The sequence below is a fragment of the Leptolyngbya sp. UWPOB_LEPTO1 genome (assembly GCF_017302695.1).
Lineage (GTDB): Bacteria > Cyanobacteriota > Cyanobacteriia > Leptolyngbyales > Leptolyngbyaceae > Leptolyngbya > Leptolyngbya boryana.
Window position 1 is genome coordinate 127,364 of sequence record NZ_JAFLCJ010000013.1, and the last position, 19,865, is coordinate 147,228.

Below are 19,865 nucleotides of genomic sequence, written 5' to 3' on the forward strand. Positions count from 1 at the left end.
AACTGCCCAGTATGATCTATGATTTTGACGGCTCAATTACACGAATTTATGAATTCTCGTCATCTGGAAATTTTTCTCGATATTGCCACCGAAGCAGCGCTTTCCGCTGGAGCAATCTTGCAACAGTATTGGGGGAATCTCCAAGAGATCCGGGAGAAAGGACGACCGGGGGATTTAGTCACAGAGGCAGATAAAGCGGCGGAAGATGCAGTTTTAGCAGTCTTGAAGCGGCATGTGCCCGATCATCCGATTTTGGCAGAAGAGTCCGGGCAAATGGGCGATCGACAAAGCGAATTCCTTTGGGCGATCGACCCACTCGATGGCACGACGAATTATGCTCATCAATATCCCTTTGTGGCGGTTTCAGTCGGGTTGTTGATTGAAGGTGTGCCGCAAGTTGGAGTCGTGTATAACCCGATCCATCAAGAGCTATTTCGAGCCGCAAAGGGATTAGGCGCGACTCAAAATCGGAAACCCATTCAGGTGTCTCAGACCCAAGAATTAGACCGGAGCCTGCTAGTCACAGGATTTGCTTACGATCGCCGTCAAACTTCGGATACGAACTATGCTGAGTTTTGTCATTTGACCCACTTAACTCAAGGCGTGCGTCGCGATGGAGCGGCAGCGTTGGATTTAGCGTATGTGGCTTGTGGGCGATTGGATGGATACTGGGAGCGGGGATTGTCAATGTGGGATATGGCAGCGGGAGTTGTATTAGTTGAAGAAGCGGGGGGACTCGTGACAGCTTACGACCAGTCGCCTGTGCAACTTGAGACCGGAAGAATTTTGGCGACGAACGGCAAGATTCATCAGCAGCTAAGTCATGAATTGAGCCAAGTCAAGCCCATCTAAATTTAGGCACTCAATTGAGATTGACGAAGCACTGCTGTTTGAGTTGTGAATGCTCAAATGAATAGGGAGTAGAGAGCCACTAAAGGAACAATTCCCTACTCCCTACTCCCCACTTCACAACAGGTCTAAGGCTGCTATAGATGTTTTAACTCATTCGATCGAGCAGTTCATTGCCCCTCTGATGCAACCTGTGCAAAAAATTCCGCACCTGTCATATTGTGCGTTTCATTTGCAAAAGAGTAGTAGTCGGGCTTTTCGTCAATAAAAATCTGATGCTCGAAGTACAGATCCTCTGCATCATCAAACAGTCCCACAGGAATAAAGTATTGTTGATTCTGCTTCAATCGGTAAAAGAGGTGAGTACCACAGTTTCGACAAAAGCCGCGTTCTGCCCAGTCGGAGGATTGATAAATGCTAATATCTTCAGTGCCTTCAAAGTTGACCTCGCTTTCACAGTCGATCACAAGTAAAGCGCTTCCACCCCACTTTCTGCACATCCTACAGTGGCACGCTCCAATCTGATGATTCATCTTCGTCGTAGATAATCTGACAGCTTGGCATAAGCAGCGACCTTGGGCAACATTTGACATCTGCACTACTCCGATTTTGTCCTCAAATTGCTCAACAATCGTATCGAACAAATTTACTAATTTGTTCGATGTTTTCAAGAATCTTTATGATGATGCTCGGTTTTGCCTTCTAGTACAATTTGTCTCAGATTGCAGATGAGCCGTCTTTTCGCTGACTCACCAGCACTTTATCCACACGATTGCCATCCATGTCCATCACTTCAAACCGCAGAGTGTTCCACTCAAAATGTTCTGCAGAAACCGGAATATGTCCTAATCGCGTGATCACAAAGCCGCCCAGACTGTGATACTGATGATCGTCTTGGGGTAGATCTTCTAGGTCGAAGAGGTCTTTGAATTCTTCGATCGACAACATTCCATCCAGTAACCAGGAACCATCTTCACGCTGCACCGCTTGCGGATTCTCGACATGCTCAGACGGCAAATCACCGACGATCGCTTCCATAATGTCATTCAGCGTGACTAATCCTTGAATCGCGCCATATTCATCGACGACAAAGGTCATGTGCTGTCCTGACTTCTTAAATAGCTCTAAAACTTTTAGAGCATGAGTGTTCTCAGGAATAAACAAGGGGGCACTGGAAGCAGTAGTGAAATTGATCGATTCACCCGTGCTAGAGCGAGTGAAGAGTTCTTTCACTTTCACAACTCCCAAAACTGTATCTAAATCTCCCTGACAGACAGGAAAACGTGAGTACACACTGTTGTTGATTCGCGCTAAATTTTCCGCATCTGGCAGGTTCACATCAAGCCATACAATCTGTCGGCGGTGGGTCATCAATGCGCCTACTATCAGATCATCTAGCTCAAACACTCGTTCAACAATTTCTTGCTCTGCCTCGTGAAACGTACCTGCTCGGGTTCCTTGGCTGATTAAAACCTGAATTTCTGCTTCAGTGATGGGTGGCTCTTCCGAAGGTCTGACTCCTAAAAGCCGCATCAAGGTATCGCTGGACAAACTGAGCAAAGATACGATCGGGGCAGCGAACTTTGAGAGCGATCGCATTGGCTTTGCAACATTTATAGCAATTTGCTCTGGTGCATTGAGCGCCAGTTGTTTCGGTACGAGTTCTCCGATTACGAGGGAAAGATAGGTGATGCAAGCGACAACAATACCGAGCGCTAATCCCTGGCTGTACGGTGCAACGGCAGGAATCGTTCGCAGCACTTCAGCGAGCTTTTCAGACAGAGTGGCTCCCCCAAATGCACCTGCAAAAATCCCCACAAGTGTAATTCCGATTTGCACAGTTGCGAGGAAGCGATTGGGCGATTCTGCTAGGGCAAGTGCTGTTCTTGCTTTGGTGTCTCCGTTCTCGGCGCGCTGCTGAAGTCGAATCTTGTTAGCCGATACGATCGCAATTTCTGACATTGCGAAGATACCGTTTGCAAAGATCAGCACCAGGATAATGAGGATTTCAAAGACGACGGAGTTCATAGGGAGCAAGCCACTATAGGTATCAACTCTAATCAATATATTCTCACTGGAAGAGTTTGTCGCCTTTTCGCGCGCATCAGTTGCTCAGCCGGATTGCTCTAACTGCGATTTCCCGTTGTCAAATTCAGACTTGCGATAGATAGTCCACCTCACAAGTCAGTTCCTACCCAAATCGTTTCAATTTGTATCGTCTGTCTCAGCTGTGTGTAACTCCGCAATGCTGTTTCAATGGATATGAACTATCTGCGATTGAGCTTTTCGATCGCCTGTGCGGCTGTTCCAGCTCGTCTAAATTGAGAGAGCGCAACGGCTGCCTCGGCTCTGCTGACAGCTTTTTGCGGTTCATAGCGGGATCTCGCCCCGTAGACGCGCTCAAAATTCCTTCCACTCGCAGCATTGCCCAGATCAAAAGCAATATGGGTGAGGTAACGCTCACTCATGCGATCGGCATCCTGAAATCCTTTAGTTCGCTGAATGAAGTTCCGCAAGCTTTCGGCTGAACGGCTGCTATTGCCACTACCGCGAGAATCAACAGGCGATTTGAGGACAATCATCTCTTCACGGGTTAAGACCGCATCTGGTCGAAATGTCCCATCTTCATATCCCGCTAGAAATCCTGCATCATCAGCCGCTTGAATGTACCGAAAAGCAGGATGGGAGGGGGAAACATCCCGAAAGGCAGAACGAGATCGATCCGGCAGGCGAATCAGCGTCGGTTTGCGAACGTTGTGCGTTTGCAAGGCATTGTAAGACTTGACTAACCAAGTGATAAACTCAGCCCGTGTAATCGAAGATCGGGGTCGAAACCCACCAGAAGCGGGTTCGAGAACGCCTAATTGGGCAAGTTGGCGAATTTCAGTTTCGCCATCAACACCGCTAATATCTGTAAAAGCTAAGATTTGAGGCTGGATGCGTACAGATTGATTCAGCTGAAGCAGAGATGGAGCGGCGATCGCAGTCTCGGTCTGTACCAGAGGAACTAGCATTGAGCAGACAGAGCCAAACACAGCGATCGTAGTTATGAAAGATTTCATCGTATTTCTCCAAATCAACATTGGCTAGACTCTCAAAGTCAAATTGGCAGTCGTGTTAGGGTCAAGCTATTGTCTTGAGTAACTGCCACAGTCATTTCATAGGATTGATCGGTATGAATTATGCTGATCTCGGCTTATTGGATATATCAAAGATCGACTTGGACCTTAGATCCTCCGGAAATTTCTGCTGAAGAAGACGGCGAATTTATCGTCAAGGCATGATCAGCGAAATTGTGTCTTTTTTGTCTTTAAGGATCTTTTCAAATTAAGATTTGCAAGGGATATTCCTATCGCTAGGTCAGTTTGTGCCCAAGTCTTGTAGATTTGTCTCGTCTGTCTTGGCGTTTTATAACTACACCCCATCCTTCGCAGAATCCTTATGGCTACCCTTTCCAGCGAACTTGAAAGATTTTTCTTTGACAACGATCGTTGGCAGCAACCTGACGCTAGCGAACTCATTGCTCACTCCTCAAATCTTCCAACCGATCACCGTTCTAGCGATGTCAAAGTTACTCTGAACGACATTCTCGACCTCGCAGGAGAGCGTACTTTTGGGTTTCTCTTTGTGCTGCTGTCGTTTCCGTCTGCTCTCCCGATTCCGGCTCCAGGCTATTCGGTTCCTTTTGGAATTGCGATGTTGCTATTAGCTGTACAGTTGCTAGCTGGACGAGATCAACCTTGGTTTCCCAACAGTTGGCAGAATCATGGCTTTGCATTGAAGCAAGTTCGCCAAGTCCTCAAAGTAGGATTGCCTTGGCTACGACGGATTGAATCGATTTCTCGTCCGCGCTTGACTCAGGTTTGTACCAGTCTTCCTGGTCGCACAGTCATTGGCTTAGCAATCTCTCTGATGTCAATTTCGATGATGATTCCTATTCCCGGCACCAATACACTGCCAGCGATGGGGATCTTTGTCACGGGCTTTGGCTTGCTAGATGATGACGGAGCCATTAGTCTCGGTGGACTCGTTCTCTGCGTGTGTGGGTTTATTCTGTCGTCTTCGATTTTGCTCGCGATCGCGTTTGGTGGCACGAGTCTCCTCGATATGATCAAAGGTGCATTAGGGCGTTAAGTTTTAGAAATTCATGCTTCTTCTGATTTAGCAGTAATTTTTTAATAGAAATTGATGCACCATCGCTGGAAGTTCTGCTTAAAATCAGAAACGGACGGGGCGATTCGATATTTGTAGAAAGACAAACCAAGAGGTCAACATGGCTGCAAATCAAATCAAATCGTTTGCCCAAACCGCGAAAACGAATGCTGAACTCCAAGAAAAACTGAAAACCTGTGAGCGGGCAAAAGAACTAGTCGCGCTCAGTCAGGAATACGGGTTTGCTTTTGCGGAAGAAGAGCTTTATCCGCCCAATGAACCGCAATTTGATCCCGAACAGTTACATCCAAAGCTAGTAAAAGCACTACTTCGGTAGAGAACTGGACACAATGGCAGAGAGGCAACTCTCTGCCATTGTTAGCATGAAATTTTGATGGATTTAGTAGATGAGTACTAGGGTGCTTCTTCGTTCATAAATCTCTACTCTCTCTGTTGAGACGGTTTTGACTGGACGCGCTAGTGTAGTAGAACACGGTATTGGAGGCAAATAGGCTCAAATGGCTACAAAGCAGCAATTTAACAGCTTTGAGGAATTACTGACGGGTTCAGAGACACCGATTCTTGTAGACTTCTACGCGACTTGGTGCGGTCCTTGCCAAATGATGTCAGGGTTTCTCGATCTCGCAAAAGACGATTTAGACGGCACAGTAAAAATCGTTAAGATCGATGTAGATAAGTATCCTGAAATCGCTAGTCAGTACAGCATCACAGCATTACCCACCCTGGTTTTATTCAAGGAATCCCAGCCAGTCGATAAGATCGAAGGTGTGATTCGACCGAATCAACTCGTCGATCGCGTCCGGACGTTCCTCTAGAATCTCAGTTCGTACTCTAGTACGGCTTGGTTTTGACCAGAGAGGTCTGTTGAGCCTCGGAACAGGAAATTGTCGTTAATGCGGTAACGAAGACCGAATTGAGTGGGTTCATCCGCAGTCAGCACTCGCAATACTGATGCAGAAAGATTGCGAGTGATATCCACTCCCACCTCCGCGGCTAATCCAAGACTCGATTCTCGTCGCTCTTCATTTCTCAATAACGTGGGAAACAATCGAAAATCGCTGAGTCCGATCGCATTGCCAATAAAGCCTTGAATATTCGTTAACAACGCTGAGCCTGCTAGGTTAGCAATTCCTAACGGACTATCTCCCCGTCCAAGCGTATTGACAAATCCCCCGCCAATCAGTGAAACAATCTCACTCGTGCTTCGGCTAGGACTACTCGTGAGTTCTAGATTCTGAAAGATTTGGCTAGCAGGTCCTGTCACATTCGCTTGAACTCGCACAGTTCGGAATGCGCCGAGACTCGAAGCAAAGAGTGAATCGTCTGTAAATTCTGCGGTTCCAGGTGTGGCGATGCGACTACGCGTTACTTCTGGCACAGAAGCAATTAACCGAATATTCAGAATCGGATCTAGCCCGCGATCGCGCTCAAACACCGCAGTTTGAGGATAGCCTCGCTCTAATACAAATTGCGTTGTAAACAGATTCACTTGTCCACTTCTCAGGCGCACTGTTCCTTCCGGTCTGAGAGCATTCAGCGTGCCATTGACGCTCAAGGTTCCAGTTGCCAGAAAATTAATCAAGGGGGCGCTGACAATTTGCAGGCGATTGCCTAAGACAATGTTTAAGTTTCTGAAGGTTAGATTTGTCTGATTGTCCGGCTGACTAGGACTCGCAGGTGGTTGAGCAGAACTCGCAGCATTATCTGGGAGTTGAACCTGTCCATTTGCCAGTTCAACTTGTCCACCAATTTCGGGTGCAAAGGCAGTTCCGGTGACTGTGATATTACCCGACACTCCGCCTTGATACAGTCCTTTACGATTGATAGCTAAGCGATCGAGGACTAATTGCAACGGATTTTCTGGATCAGCACTACTTTCTAGAAAAATCGGTAAGGTTCCTTTGGCAATCAGTTGTCCTTGATTGAACTGTCCTTGCAAACTGTCGATCGTCAAGCGATCGCCATTCAGTTGAATATTGCCTGTTAAGCCTGTAATTGGCTCTTGCAGCGCAGTTGCTTCGATTGTGGCATCGGCAACCTGAATTGATCCAATGACTCTCGGACGCAGCAAGGTTCCACTGACATTCAGTTGGACGGTTCCTTGTCCCCCTCGCCAGGCAAGCTGTGGAACAAAGACATTCAGCACGGCTAAGCCTTCATTTTTGACATTGACATTCAGGCTGATATCACTACTATCAGGGCGAACACTATCGGGTAAGAACTGGTACGGAAAACTGCCTTCAATCAAAATCGGCTCAGTCGCAACTAAGCCAATGTTGCTGCCAAAGCTCAGTCGAGAGTTGGTATAGCTAAAGTTGCCAACCGCAGATTCAACTGTTTTGCCGTTGAGGAAACCATCTGTGACTTGAATCTGTCCAACTGCCGAGGGATTTGTCCGCGATCCACTGACGGTGACACTGGCATTGAGATTGCCATCAATCCCGAGCGGCAGCGGGTAGAACGGTTCAATCGCCGCGATCGGTAAGTTGCGTGCTTCCAACTGTCCGAACTGCGTTTCGCCCCCAAACTGCCCGGTTAGATTGATTTGAGAATCCCCAGATTGAATTCTTAAAGGCTCTAGAGTGACAATGCCATTGTCGAGCCTGCCGAGGGCAATCACACTCTCCGCTTTGAGTACGCGATCGTTGATCGGTTGCAGCTTGCCCTCTGTCACGGTCAAGAATGAGGGATAAGGGCGAAATTCAACCGCTTGTGCTCTGAGATCAAAATCGGCTTGAACGCCTTGATCCAGGGAAGCTGCAATTTTAATCGTTCCACCGAAGTTTCCGCGTAGATCAGCGATTTGAGGAATGCGATTGTTCTGAATGGCTTGAGCGTTGAGCTTCAATAGCTCGTTGATTTCAGCAAAGCGGCGCAGTTGATCGAACAAAGGAGCTTGAGGATTGCCAACGGACACAGGGTTCAGAGCAGATGCGCGATCGTAACTTGGAGGCTGTGCGCCCCGTGTAAAATCTTGCAGATCGAAGAACTGTAAGCCACCGAGTACATCTTCGATTCTGCCTTGGGCAATGGCAATTTCACCATTAAATCTCGGTTGAGTTCTCAAGTCTACATTGCCGGAAATTCTGTACTGACTTTCTCCTCTCGTCAGCACGGTCTCGCTAAATTCAAAGACATTATTGCGATTGACAAAGGTTGTTGCAGCTACATCGGTTTGGAAAGAGCCGAGCCGGAAGTTCTGAATCGAGGCTCTCCCATTCAAGACGCGCAATTGGTCGAGATCAATGTTGAGTGTTCCCGCTAAAGTTCCACCGATGCCACCATAAGGCGCGAGATTGACTCCAGGTAGAACAAGTCCAGTGATCGGAAATTGATTAATCGCGACTTGGAAAACATTGCCAACGGTCTTTCCGGCTAAGGTCGATGCCCCGCGCTGAACATTGAGCGATCGCGGTCGGAAGGTGGGATCTAAATCCAATGCAATTCGATCTTGAATGCCTGCTACTTTGAGATCAAAGCCTCTGGGTAACAGATTTAATGTTCCTCTGAGCAATGGATCGAACGTAATCCCATTCAGCGAAAAGTTTTTGACTGCAACATTGCTCACCACGTTTGGACTATCCGGCGTGCCCGTAATTCGTCCGACTAAATCGATTGCACCCGTCAGTTGCGTCACAGGCGGACGGGGAATTGGCAGATTAGACAGCGCATAGTTCGTGGCTCGAATGTTCAAATCCAAGCCTGTGATTTGAGGAGTTCCCTGCACATTTGCCAGAATCGTGCCATTTGCACGAAATCCTGGAGCCGTTGCTTGGGGAATGTTAAGCTTCTGACCATCCCAGTTGACTTGCGCCACAAGCGGCTGATCAATCAATGAAATGCCTTGAGACAATCTCACTTGTCCATCCGCGCGAATTGCATCGGGACGCAGATCGTTGATCAATCCTGCAACTCTGACATTCCCACTTAGATCTCCTCGCAGATCTGGTGAAAACTGTCTCAGTGCAATGCCCGCAATCTGAGTGTCTGCCTGCCATCGTCCCGCGATCGCATTAAAGTCAGCATTGATAAAACTATTTCCATTGGTCAGTCGAGCTTGTCCCCGTGCCTGAATATTTTCTGGGCTAACATTCGTTAATGATCCAGCAAGCTGAGCATTTCCATTAATGACACCCTGAATCTGAGGTGAAAACTGGCTCGCTTGTACATTTGAGGCTTGCACAGTTCCTTGCCAACGTCCATTCAACGTGCGACCTTGAGCCGTGACGGTTCCGCCTGCAACTTGGAACACGGCATTGCGGACAATCGTATTGCCGCCGGTCACGACCACTTCACCCACGCCTGGATAAGTGGCTTCGGGGGCTTGAAACTGAGCGATTGTCTGCACTTGATCTAAGCGTCCAATCACCTGCCCACGGGCATTCACCCGTCCAACTGTGATCGGTAAAGTTCCAGAATTATAGAGTTTCGCGATCGCATCTCCGGGAAGGTTGCGAGCTTGATAATTGACGGCGATCGACTGGGGTGCATTTAGATCCAGCGCACCACTTGCCACAACTTCTCCACCGACTTCGGGAATCGCTCGAATGTTATTCAGAGCGAGATTCAGAGTTTTGCTATCTAGACGAAAATCAGTGCTTGCTTGTGTGAGATTAATGCGATCGACGCTGGCGATTTTCGTTGTTCTCGCTCGACCTGTAATCACGGGAGCGTCAATGGCTCCTGTCACTTTTACTTCTGCGGTTGCTTCACCAGCCGCCGCAAAAGGCAGTTCGACGTTGAACGTGTCAAAGAAATCTGCAATGCTCACTGCCTTCACATTCGCAGCAACATTGAAGCCTTTCTCAGTATCGATTTTGCCGTTCCCTGTAATTGGAATTTTTCCAAGTTGAGAGGTGACTTGCTCAAGTGTGATTAAGGTGTCATCGATCTGTAAGTTTCCGGCTGACTTTGCAAATGCTTGAGGCAGTTGTGGAATCTGAACGGTCACATCTTTGAAACTAGCGCTGCCTTTGACGATCGTGCGCTGATCGGGTCGGATCTGAACATTGACCGCCCCATTTGCTCGACCTTGCGGTAAATTAATCGGAAGTTTGACTAAGCGATCGATCTCCGTGACTGAAAAATTTTGCCCTCGAATGTCGAGATTAGAATTCAAGCCGTTTTTGACAATGGTTTCGCCTTTGATATCAAACTCGCCACCTTTTGTCGATTTGCCATCTAAGTCATAAGCAATCCGACGACTGTTATCAAAGAAATTCGCCACACCTTCGACTTGCGTCAATGTGACGGGAATTCTTTGCTGACGAGCTTTTGGAAATGGATCGAGTTCTACATTGGCATCTTTGAAGCGAATTCTCTGAAGCTCAGTTTTGATAAATCCTTCTTCTTCCTGGGCTTTGATCTGAGTTTTAACCCAGGCTCCATCTTTCTCCTGATCCAAGTACACATCCGGCTGAACTAAGGTAATATCCAAGTTCAATTTGCGAGCCAACAAGACTTGCAGCAAATTAAATCCGACTTGTACCTGATCGACTGAGGCGCGATCGCGATCATTTTTCGTGGCTGGAATCGAGCTTTTGCCAAACTGTAATCCGGTGAGTGACCAGCGCTCAACTCGTCCTAATTCCACCGGACGATCGAGCAATTCACTCAAGTTATTCTGAACGAGCGGCGCAAGATCTTCTTGTACAAATTTTGACCCATACCAAATTCCGTACGCAATTCCGACTGCACCCAGAACGGCGATCGGGAGTCCGACTCGTCCAAGCAGCGTGAGCCACAACCGGCGACGGGCAGGAGATTGGGGGCGATTATTTGGATCAGGGGCTTGAGTCATCGGCTCGAACAGAGATAGAAAGCCAATCTATAGTTACCACACCTCAAGAAACTCTGATGCAAATAATTTGACAGAATCTCTTGCTACTGTCTGGCTTCGGGCTGATCGGAATGAACGCTCGTACTCTATCACTTCTGATGGATTGATGAGGATCTTGCACGTTAGGGGAGTGGAGAGTCGGGGAAATGGCGCTCCATCCCTACCCGAATCTACGACTGCTACACACGTTCATCTTTTTTCTTGACAACTCGAAGTCATTCCGAGTACGATTTAAGAGTAAAGTTAATAACCGCTAGGAAAAAAGTTATGGCATTCGTCGATCGCTCAGGGCAAAAAGTTCCAGATGTCACGTTCCGCACTCGTGAGAACAATGAGTGGGTCAGCGTGACCGCTCACGATTTATTTGCAGGAAAAACCGTGATTGTGTTCTCACTTCCCGGAGCTTTCACCCCAACCTGTTCATCTACACACGTTCCTGGCTATAACGAACTGGCAAAAGTGTTCAAAGCGAATGGAGTCGATGACATTGTGTGCATCTCTGTCAATGATGCATTTGTCATGAATGAATGGTGCAAAGATCAAAACGCAGACTACATTCGGATGATTCCGGATGGGAACGGCGAATTCACAGATGGCATGGGCATGTTGGTCGATAAAAGCGACTTGGGATTTGGGAAAAGATCCTGGCGGTATTCCATGCTGGTGAAAGATGGCACGATCGAGAAAATGTTCATCGAACCTGAAGAACCGGGCGATCCATTCAAAGTATCGGATGCCGATACGATGCTGAAATACATCAATGAAACAGCCGAGAAGCCCAAAGCAATTTCACTGTTTACTAAAATTGGTTGTCCGTTCTGTGCAAAAGCGAAGCAGATGCTCAGCGATCGCGGATTCGACTACGAAGAAATTGTTTTAGGGCGCGATGCTAGCCCTCGGACTTTACGAGCAGTCACGGGTGCTTCAACGGTTCCGCAAGTCTTCGTTGAAGGCAACTTGATTGGGGGGTCTGAAGATCTAGCAGCTTATTTAGGCGCGAACTAAGCCATTGCGGTTTCGAGAAATGACAGGACTCGGTAAAGTGATGAACTACAATCGAGTCCTGTCATTTTTTGATCAAATTCATGCGTCAAAGTAGAACTTGGAAGACATTTGCGATTTTTTCGCTATTGGGGGTTGTCCTCAGTTGGCTGGTAAGTTGTGGCGGAGGTACGCCAAATGCGGGGACTTCAGCCACAGGGCAAATTGATTTTTGGACAATGCAACTGAGTCCGCAGTTTGATGACTATTTCAAATCTTTGTTTGCAAAGTTTGAACAGGAAAATCCTGGCGTTAAAGTTCGCTGGACAGATGTGCCTTGGGCAGAAATGGAGCGAAAAATTTTAACGTCGGTTGCGGCAAAGACGGCTCCGGATGTTGTCAATCTCAATCCTGGATTTGCCTCACAGCTTGCTGAGCGCAATGCCTGGATGACGCTTGATGAAAAGATTCCAGCCGATGTAAAAAATCAATATTTTCCTGGAATTTGGCAAGCGAGCACCTTAAATGGCAAAACGTTTGGGATTCCTTGGTATCTGACGACGCGCGTTGCCATTTACAACACGGATCTGCTGAAAAAAGCAGGCATTACAAAACCGCCTGCGACTTACGCTGAACTTGCACAAGCCGCAAAGCAGATCAAAGAGAAAACTGGAAAATACGCCTTTTTCGCAACCGTTGTTCCTAGTGATTCTGGTGAAGTGATGGAATCCTTTGTGCAAATGGGAGTGAAGCTGGTTGATGACCAGGGCAAAGCAGCTTTTAATTCGCCTCAAGGGAAAGCGGCGTTTCAGTATTGGGTGGATCTCTATCAGAATGGCTTGATGCCGAAAGAAGTGTTAACCGAAGGGCATCGTCATGCGATCGATCTTTATCAACAAGGCAATACGGCGATTTTGGCATCGGGAGCCGAATTTTTGAAATCGATCGCGAAAAATGCACCGACGATCGCGCAAGCTTCAGAATCTGCGCCTCAAATCACAGGCGATACGCGCAAGAAAAATGTAGCGGTGATGAATGTCGCGATTCCCAGGGATACCGATCAACCCGATGCGGCGTTGAAGTTTGCACTGTTTCTGACCAATAATGCCAATCAGCTTGAATTTGCCAAAGCGGCGAATGTGTTGCCTTCGACTGTAAAAGCAGCCGAAGATCCTTATTTCACAAAATTACCTGAGAATGCAACTGGCATCGACAAAGCTAGAGTCGTGAGTGCTGGACAACTCAAAGAAGCAGAAGTCCTGATTCCTGTGATTAAGAACATCAAGACTTTGCAGCAAACCATTTACGAAAATCTGCAAGCAGCAATGCTGAAACAGAAGACCGTTGATCAAGCTTTGAGTGATGCAGCTCAGACTTGGAATGCTCGATCGTAAACAGAACTTTTTCAATCAAGTTCCAGCAATGGAATGAACCCGCTTAGGCGGGTTTTGTTTTACGCATGAATTAAGTGATCTAAGGTCTGCAACAGGACTTGCTCGTTGTATGGTTTGGAGAAATAAGCCGCCGCACCAAGCTGATTCGCGAGCTGACGATGCTTATCTCCACTTCGAGAAGTCAGCATCGTCACCGGGATATGATTGAACTTCTGATTTGCTTTTAATTTTGTCAGTAACCCAAATCCATCTAACCTGGGCATCTCAATATCACAGACGATCGCTTGCACGGCTAAACCTGCTTCTAATCGCTCGATCGCATCTTGTCCGTCTTTCGCTTCTTCGACTTGATAGCCCGATCGAGAAAGCGTCAATGCTAGGAATCGTCGCACATTAATCGAATCATCGACCACGAGAACACTTGGCAAAGTCGGCAAAGAAACGCTGGAAGCCGCACTCAATAAGGCAGGTAAAGAAGGTTGGCTAGGCGGAGCCGTAACCTGATATAAGAACTCTGGAACATTCACCAACGGCACCACGCGCCCATCGCCCAAGATTGCACAACCATTAAAGCCATAAGGCAGAGGTAAGAGGTTGGAGAGCGATCGTACAGTGACTTCTTGATCCGTCCAACAGCGATCGACTTGTAGCGCTGTCAGTTTTCCGCCTTGCTGGATGATGACGACACTTTCAGAGTGCAGCAGAGGAGGTGTTTCATAGCTATGTCGAGCACGAATACAGTTGAAGTTCAGATGTCGCTGGAGTCGAATCAGAGAAATCGGCTGCCCCTGATACTCGATCGCTTCGCCAATTCCAGTTTGAATCACCTGCTCTGGTTCAAAGATCGTAACTTCAGCAATCGCTTCACTCGGAATTGCTAGCAACATGCCATGACTTTCCGCAAGGACTACGCGCACAGTGGAGAGCGTCGCTGGAACAGATAGTGTAAAGGTTGTGCCGACTCCGACTTGAGTATTAATCGTAATCTCGCCCCGAATCTGTTGTAGATGTGTGCGAACAACATCCATGCCGACCCCGCGCCCGGATAGTTCAGTGACACGATCGCTAGTACTAAACCCAGGCTCAAAGATCAGAGACAGTAATTCTGTTTCACTCGCAACTTCAAGGAGAGCCGGATCGAGTCCGATCTGAGCCGCGCGATCGCGAATTTTGTCGATCGCAATACCTTCGCCATCATCTCGAACTGTAATCAACGTCCGATTGCCTTGCTGCATGGCTTGAATCTCAATCCGACCTTCTGGAGACTTACCGCGCTCAATTCGAGCTTCCGGCGTTTCAATTCCATGATCGAAGGCATTTCGGAGCAGATGCAGTAAGGGATCTTGCAACGTTTCGATCACACTGCGATCGAGCAAAATCGACTCCCCTGTGATCGTCAATTTTGCCTGCTTGCCATATTCCACACACCAGTCATGCAAGGCTCGCGGAAAGCGATCGACCAATTCTGCTAAAGGTCGCATCTTCAGGCGCGTAAACCCAGATTGCAGTTGCTTTGAGGATTTTGTTAAATTTCGAGCATTCTGCTCAGTCTCGTCTAAGCCTAAACTGAGATCATCTGCAACTTCCTGCAATTGCACAATCGTTTCGATGACTTGCTGAGAGAGCAAATGAATGTCTGTGTATTGATCCATTTCTAGCCGATCAAACTCTGTGAGTAGCGAACTACTTCTCACAGATGCAACGGCAACAGGGGCGTTTGTCAAAGCAACAGAATCGTAAACGGTTCTTAGCTCATAATTGACATGCTGTAACGTCTGAAGTCGTTGAGATAACTGGCGGATTAGACCTCGGAGCCGTTTCAAATTCAGATCCAGCCCGTTGCGATCGATCGTCAATTCACCAAACAAATCTTGTAAATGATTCAACTGACGCAGTGAAACTCTCACAGTGGTGTTGGGGTCTTCCACGTCAGCCGTTGCCGAAATCGTTTGTACAACTTGTGCAGGTATCGTTGGATTAATTTCAACTGCATCCATTTCCAGAGGAATCTGATCAAGCTGTCCTGCTAAAATTAAAACCTGTGCACGTCGCCAAGTTTGCAGTGCAGCCCGTGTAACAAAAATGAGTAAATCATTTGAAGCGGTAGCAATCTGTTGCTCGATCGTGTCACAAAGCTGACTAAAATCATGCAGCTGCAACATCTCGCCTAATCCGCCTAGCTCTTGTGCGAGTAAGGTTGCTTCTTCGCGCAGGCAAGACTGATTCGGGCTGTCAAGGACAGTCTCAAGACGCTGAAGGCATTCTTCGACTTCTGTTTCAAACAGCAAAGGAACTAAGTCTTGATTGTTCTCCATCGACAAAACGGATGCAGCCGTTTCATCTTGAGGATCGCCTAAACGCGATCGCAGTGCTGTGAAAATTGGCTCAACTTCTTTACTAATCCAAGTTGGATTAATTGCTTCACCGTAGCGCTCAAAATCAACAATCTGATAGAGACAGCTTACAGCCAGCAGCAACAAGTGCCCAGTTTCCGCATCTGGTAAGGTACTATCGTTGATCTTAAAGACTTTCAGCGCATCTTCTAGCTGATGCGCTAGCTCGCTGAGTAACTTAAAGCCCATCATTGCGGCTCCTCCTTTGAGCGAGTGCGTGACTCGGAGTGCCGCATTGATAGTCGTCGCATTGCTCGTCTGAGAAATTTCTAAAATCGAAGCTTCCAAGCTCGTAATATATTCTTGTGCTTCATCTAGAAACTGCCGCCGGATTTCGTTTTCCTTTTCGTTTGGCATAGGTCAAGATTGAAAGTTTGATGTGGGTTTGAAAATTTAGGTTCTCGAAATGTCTAGGAGTTCAGTCAGGTGCATCATGCTCAACTTGACAAACCCCTAGTTCACCTTAAATGTCCCAACCGATTGTTGAAGTTCTTGAGCAATGTCTACCGTCTTCCGCAGTGAATTTGACACCTCAACTGACGAATCAGAAGTCCGCTCTGCAATCTGAGCAATATCCTGCATCAAATTCGTAATCGTATGAGACGTTTCAACCTGGGAAACCGTCGCCGTTGAGATAGACTGCACCAACTGATCAATCTGATGCGAGACAGAGACAATCTGTTCTAGACTTTGCTTCGCGTTTTCGACATAGTGCGTCACCTCGACGACCTGAGATGTTCCCTCTTCCATCGCTTCGACAACATCATTCGTTTCTCTTTGAATCCCTGCAACTAACTGTTCAATCTCATGAGTTGCGTCCGCTGCCCGTGCGGCTAGCGCCGCGACTTCTTCCGCGATCGCTGCAAATCCCTGGCTGTCATCGCCCGCTCGTGCTGCTTCAATTCCAGCATTAATCGCAAGTAAGTTCGTCTGAACCGTGATTTGATTAATCAACGAGACCGCTTTAGAAATCTGCTGCGAAGATTCTCCCAACCGTTTGACTTTCTTCGCAGTATCTCCGATCGTATGCCGCAATCCTAAGGTTTGCTGTACCGTCAACTCCATTGCAGTTCCACCTGTTTCTGCGGTCACGGCTGCCGTTCGACTGACTTCTGCAGCTTTCTGCGCACTTTGAGCCACCGCTTCGATCGATTCCATCATTTTCTGCACCGATTGAACGGTTGCCGAGGTTTCCTCCGCCTGTTTCAGCGCATCATGCGCCAACTCGCGCACGGCATATTCGTGGCTCCCGAGTGAAGAATTGACCTGGAGCGATGCTTCTTTCACTTGACCGACTAAATGCTGGAGGTTTTCTACGATCGAGTTAAAGAAGTCTGCCACCGTCCCAATCTCGCCCGTTGTCACATCCGCCCGCACAGTCAAATCTCCCATGGCCGCCCGCTCTACATGGCGCAGCAGTTGCAGGAGTTGAGTTTGTAAGGCTTCTTGAGTTTGCTGACGTTCTTCTGCTAGGGCTTGAATACTTGTCACTCGCTGCTGCTGCTCGGTGAGCTTTACTTGCTCCAGCGCATTGCCTAAATGCACTGCAATCTGAGTGAACAAGTTAATTTCCCAAGACTCCCAGTAGTGCGGAGCCGTGCAATGATGCCCAACTAATAGCCCGATCAAATTGCCATCGACAACCATTGGAGCAACAATGTTAGCTTTCACCTGGAACGCTTCCAACTGCCCGCGATAGCACGGGTCGAGATCTGCATCTGTGATATTCGAGATCGTTTGCACATGCCCTTTCCGATACTTCTCGATGAAATGCTCTGCAAAACAGGGATCTGTAATCTGAGTGCCTAAGGCTGCGGAAAACTCTAACCCAACAGATTCGGCGACAATTCGACCTTTCCAGTGCTCATCAAATAAGTAGACAATTGAGCGATCGACATCAATGAGCTTGCGAACTTCATTGACCCCCGCTTGCATAATCAAATTGAAGTCTAAAGTCTTGCGAATATTGAAAGTTGCTTCATTCAATCGCTGCAAGTTCTGTGAGGTCTGCGTTTGTTCAAAGATCAGCTTTTGCAGTTGCCCTGCCATGTAATTGATATTGCTCCCGAGCAAAGTAATCTCGTCATCACCAACCATTCGCAGTCGCGTATCGAGTTGCCCTTGCCCAATGCGCTGCACAGCTTTTGCAACTGACACAATTCGACGAGTGAGGCGATTTGCTAGGATCATTGCAATCCAACCGACAATCACAGTTACAATCACGCTACTCGTCGCTAAAGCAATGAGCAGAGTTTTACGGCTCTTAAAGGCATTCTCAACGTTGTTCCCGAGTACCAAATGCCAGTTTAGTTCCGGCAGATTGTCTAACTTTGTCCAAGGACTATACGTGAAAATGTACGCTCCTTGAGATTCACTCACCGATCTTGTATTCACTTTTGCCGCAGATGCAATCTGCGAAAATTCAGGAAATATGGCGGGCGCTTCTTGATTAAAGCGCTCTGGACGCGAGGTGAGAATGACTCGATTTGTCGCTGGATCAATGATGCTGTATTCTCGCCCAATCAGCGTGTAGGTCACGAGATGGTCAGACATTTTCTCGAGTGGTAAGGTCGCCCGCACAATCCCGATTGTTCTTCCGGTCTGAGTATCTCGCACTGGAGCTGTGAGAAAGACTTCAGTGCGTTTTCCATCCGCGCTTATCATCGGTTGACTAATTCCAGCACGGTTATTGCGAATGGCTTCTTGAAAGTAAGCTTGACCGATTTGATTGGAATTTGAGCGATCGCCCGCTTGCACAAGCACATTGCCATTGAGATCAAAGATGGCAACATCGCTGTAGTTGCCATAGGCTTGAGCGATGCGGGTGAGGGCAGCATTCCTATCTGCTTGGCTGGTTGCATTCCGGGGAGCAGTTTCGCTCAGCAATGGGAAGTTTGCCAACGCTTGAACTTCTGCATAGCGCTGTGACATGTATCGACTGATCAAATCGCTCAGTCGAGTTGCAGCTAATTGCTGTGCGCCAGTCACTTGCTGTGTGATTGCGTGATCTGCGAGAACGTAATTAATCGCGCCCATCGTCGCAATCGGAACCGTACTGAGTACAACTGCTAAGAGTGCAGTTCTTTGCTTTAAGCTCATGCGATTGAGCCAGTCGGGCAAGGCGCGACGCGATTGCAATCGCGCAGCATCCGCCATTGTATAGGCAGATTGAGTCGGGAACACTCTTGAATTTGTAGAAGACAATTGATCAACCATGAGTCAAGTAAGTATCTTGGGGAGAACGTGAATCGGGCAATATTGTTGAAGCTTGATGGTTTAAGCTTGAGGCTGAAAGTTCGGCGACTGAACGATCGCTTCAGCATCCAAGACAAATAACACTTCCTGTTTTTGCAACACACACCCGCTTAAGTAATGTGAGAATCTTGCAGTTGCATGACTGAGTGAAGGCTGGATATCGGCAGCGGGAAACCAGATGGAGCCATGAATGTGTTGAACGGCGATCGCAAAAGAGGTAGAACCGACCCGCAGAATTAGCAAATCCTGTGCGGATACTGGAGAATGAATCGGGGCAGGAATTCCGCCAACATCGAGTAGATTCGCCAGATCAATCACCCACATCACCTGTCCCTGACGATGCATCAGTCCCAGCACATAAGATGGCATATCAGGCATAGGGGTGAGTTGTTGCAGCGATCGAGAAATCGCTTCTCGCACATAAGTCATTGGAACGACAACAGAAATCTTTGCACCCAAATCAAATTTGAGATACATCTGCCCCAAGCGATCTGGGATTGGGCGCAGAGTAATTGCTGAACTTTGCATGTCTTCAGCCTCCTACAGATTGAACAGCACGGATAAACTGGTCACGGGTGAATGGTTTCGTGATGTAGACATCTGCGCCCTGCTTCATCCCCCAAAGTCGATCGATATCTTGGTTTTTGGAAGTGCAAATAATGATTGGGACATCTTCGGTTACGGGATGTTTTTTGAGTGCCCGACAGAGTGCAAAGCCGCTCATTCCGGGCATGACGACATCCGTCACGACAACATCAGGCTTCTGTTCTGCAACTTTGTCGAGTGCTTCTTTGGCACTCACAGCCTCAATCACGATGTAACCGCTTTCTTGTAAGTAGTGGCTGAGAAGCTCACGTTCTGACGGGGTATCTTCGACAATTAAAACTGTACTCATCATCGGTTAGTAAAGCCTAGGCGGGGTAAAGGTGGGAGTGGGGAGTAGAGAGGTGGGGAGTGGGGAGGTGGGGAGATGCTTCCTGT

The 19,865-nt window shown here is 47.8% G+C and carries 14 protein-coding genes; 6 read left to right on the forward strand and 8 right to left on the reverse strand.

The genetic code is table 11. The annotated features are described in order from the left end of the window. Positions 1-48: 48 nt before the first annotated feature. Positions 49-852 (forward strand): inositol monophosphatase family protein, encoded by an 804-nt coding sequence (locus J0L70_RS19655; RefSeq protein WP_017286126.1) that lies wholly within the window; start codon positions 49-51, stop codon positions 850-852. Between the two features lie 167 nt (positions 853-1,019). Here the strand turns inward: J0L70_RS19655 and J0L70_RS19660 are convergent, their stop codons facing one another. From J0L70_RS19660 to J0L70_RS19670, 3 genes are all read right to left on the reverse strand, one after another. Beyond that, positions 1,020-1,442, reverse strand: coding sequence for a GFA family protein (locus J0L70_RS19660; protein WP_287455612.1), 423 nt, complete (start codon positions 1,440-1,442; stop codon positions 1,020-1,022). A gap of 124 nt (positions 1,443-1,566) precedes the next feature. Then, complete coding sequence (locus J0L70_RS19665; protein ID WP_017286128.1) at positions 1,567-2,877, reverse strand: hemolysin family protein; 1,311 nt, start codon at positions 2,875-2,877, stop codon at positions 1,567-1,569. A 239-nt stretch (positions 2,878-3,116) separates the two neighbouring features. Then, entirely contained in the window at positions 3,117-3,911 is a 795-nt protein-coding gene (locus J0L70_RS19670) for an S-layer homology domain-containing protein (RefSeq protein WP_287455613.1), read from the reverse strand. Between the two features lie 379 nt (positions 3,912-4,290). Here J0L70_RS19670 and J0L70_RS19675 point away from each other — a divergent pair, with 379 nt between their 5' ends. The 3 genes from J0L70_RS19675 to trxA all read left to right on the forward strand — a co-directional run bounded on the left by J0L70_RS19675 (position 4,291) and on the right by trxA (position 5,837). Continuing rightward, positions 4,291-4,983 carry an exopolysaccharide biosynthesis protein gene (locus J0L70_RS19675; protein ID WP_017286131.1) on the forward strand — a complete coding sequence of 231 codons (693 nt, stop codon included), beginning with the start codon at positions 4,291-4,293 and terminating at the stop codon, positions 4,981-4,983. Positions 4,984-5,122: 139 nt separating this feature from the next. Next, positions 5,123-5,338 carry a Nif11-like leader peptide family natural product precursor gene (locus J0L70_RS19680; RefSeq protein ID WP_017286132.1) on the forward strand — a complete coding sequence of 72 codons (216 nt, stop codon included), beginning with the start codon at positions 5,123-5,125 and terminating at the stop codon, positions 5,336-5,338. Between the two features lie 181 nt (positions 5,339-5,519). Further along, positions 5,520-5,837 carry a thioredoxin gene (gene trxA / locus J0L70_RS19685; RefSeq protein ID WP_017286133.1) on the forward strand — a complete coding sequence of 106 codons (318 nt, stop codon included), beginning with the start codon at positions 5,520-5,522 and terminating at the stop codon, positions 5,835-5,837. On the opposite strand, the gene J0L70_RS19690 is transcribed toward trxA, so the two are convergent. Then, on the reverse strand, positions 5,834-10,822 hold the full coding sequence (locus tag J0L70_RS19690) for a translocation/assembly module TamB domain-containing protein (protein WP_287455614.1): 4,989 nt from the start codon (positions 10,820-10,822) through the stop codon (positions 5,834-5,836). The genes trxA and J0L70_RS19690 overlap by 4 nt on opposite strands. A gap of 306 nt (positions 10,823-11,128) precedes the next feature. Between J0L70_RS19690 and J0L70_RS19695 the strand changes: the two genes are divergently transcribed. Together J0L70_RS19695 and J0L70_RS19700 are read left to right on the forward strand one after the other, a co-directional pair. Then, positions 11,129-11,866: a glutathione peroxidase gene (locus J0L70_RS19695; RefSeq protein ID WP_287455615.1), complete on the forward strand. Its 738-nt coding sequence runs from the start codon at positions 11,129-11,131 to the stop codon at positions 11,864-11,866. A gap of 80 nt (positions 11,867-11,946) precedes the next feature. Continuing rightward, the gene (locus J0L70_RS19700; RefSeq protein WP_268182982.1) at positions 11,947-13,236 is read left to right on the forward strand and encodes an ABC transporter substrate-binding protein; all 1,290 of its coding nucleotides are present in this window, start codon (positions 11,947-11,949) and stop codon (positions 13,234-13,236) included. Positions 13,237-13,295: 59 nt separating this feature from the next. Here J0L70_RS19700 and J0L70_RS19705 read toward each other — a convergent pair whose 3' ends face one another. The 4 genes from J0L70_RS19705 to J0L70_RS19720 all read right to left on the reverse strand — a co-directional run bounded on the left by J0L70_RS19705 (position 13,296) and on the right by J0L70_RS19720 (position 19,782). Next, entirely contained in the window at positions 13,296-15,986 is a 2,691-nt protein-coding gene (locus J0L70_RS19705; RefSeq protein WP_287455616.1) for a hybrid sensor histidine kinase/response regulator, read from the reverse strand. Positions 15,987-16,082: 96 nt separating this feature from the next. Then, positions 16,083-18,845 carry a methyl-accepting chemotaxis protein gene (locus J0L70_RS19710; RefSeq protein ID WP_287455617.1) on the reverse strand — a complete coding sequence of 921 codons (2,763 nt, stop codon included), beginning with the start codon at positions 18,843-18,845 and terminating at the stop codon, positions 16,083-16,085. A 60-nt stretch (positions 18,846-18,905) separates the two neighbouring features. Then, positions 18,906-19,412, reverse strand: a complete 507-nt coding sequence (locus J0L70_RS19715; RefSeq protein ID WP_017286139.1) for a chemotaxis protein CheW — start codon at positions 19,410-19,412, stop codon at positions 18,906-18,908. Between the two features lie 4 nt (positions 19,413-19,416). After that, positions 19,417-19,782, reverse strand: a complete 366-nt coding sequence (locus J0L70_RS19720) for a response regulator transcription factor (RefSeq protein ID WP_071596139.1) — start codon at positions 19,780-19,782, stop codon at positions 19,417-19,419. Positions 19,783-19,865: the final 83 nt, after the last annotated feature.

What these genes read in the sequence shown, in the direction of transcription:
- J0L70_RS19655 (WP_017286126.1), top strand. Translation starts at nt 49, where the DNA reads ATGAATTCTCGTCATCTGGAAATTTTTCTCGATATTGCCACCGAAGCA.
- J0L70_RS19660 (WP_287455612.1), bottom strand. Translation starts at nt 1,442, where the DNA reads ATGTCAAATGTTGCCCAAGGTCGCTGCTTATGCCAAGCTGTCAGATTA.
- J0L70_RS19665 (WP_017286128.1), bottom strand. Translation starts at nt 2,877, where the DNA reads ATGAACTCCGTCGTCTTTGAAATCCTCATTATCCTGGTGCTGATCTTT.
- J0L70_RS19670 (WP_287455613.1), bottom strand. Translation starts at nt 3,911, where the DNA reads ATGAAATCTTTCATAACTACGATCGCTGTGTTTGGCTCTGTCTGCTCA.
- J0L70_RS19675 (WP_017286131.1), top strand. Translation starts at nt 4,291, where the DNA reads ATGGCTACCCTTTCCAGCGAACTTGAAAGATTTTTCTTTGACAACGAT.
- J0L70_RS19680 (WP_017286132.1), top strand. Translation starts at nt 5,123, where the DNA reads ATGGCTGCAAATCAAATCAAATCGTTTGCCCAAACCGCGAAAACGAAT.
- trxA (WP_017286133.1), top strand. Translation starts at nt 5,520, where the DNA reads ATGGCTACAAAGCAGCAATTTAACAGCTTTGAGGAATTACTGACGGGT.
- J0L70_RS19690 (WP_287455614.1), bottom strand. Translation starts at nt 10,822, where the DNA reads ATGACTCAAGCCCCTGATCCAAATAATCGCCCCCAATCTCCTGCCCGT.
- J0L70_RS19695 (WP_287455615.1), top strand. Translation starts at nt 11,129, where the DNA reads ATGGCATTCGTCGATCGCTCAGGGCAAAAAGTTCCAGATGTCACGTTC.
- J0L70_RS19700 (WP_268182982.1), top strand. Translation starts at nt 11,947, where the DNA reads ATGCGTCAAAGTAGAACTTGGAAGACATTTGCGATTTTTTCGCTATTG.
- J0L70_RS19705 (WP_287455616.1), bottom strand. Translation starts at nt 15,986, where the DNA reads ATGCCAAACGAAAAGGAAAACGAAATCCGGCGGCAGTTTCTAGATGAA.
- J0L70_RS19710 (WP_287455617.1), bottom strand. Translation starts at nt 18,845, where the DNA reads ATGGTTGATCAATTGTCTTCTACAAATTCAAGAGTGTTCCCGACTCAA.
- J0L70_RS19715 (WP_017286139.1), bottom strand. Translation starts at nt 19,412, where the DNA reads ATGCAAAGTTCAGCAATTACTCTGCGCCCAATCCCAGATCGCTTGGGG.
- J0L70_RS19720 (WP_071596139.1), bottom strand. Translation starts at nt 19,782, where the DNA reads ATGATGAGTACAGTTTTAATTGTCGAAGATACCCCGTCAGAACGTGAG.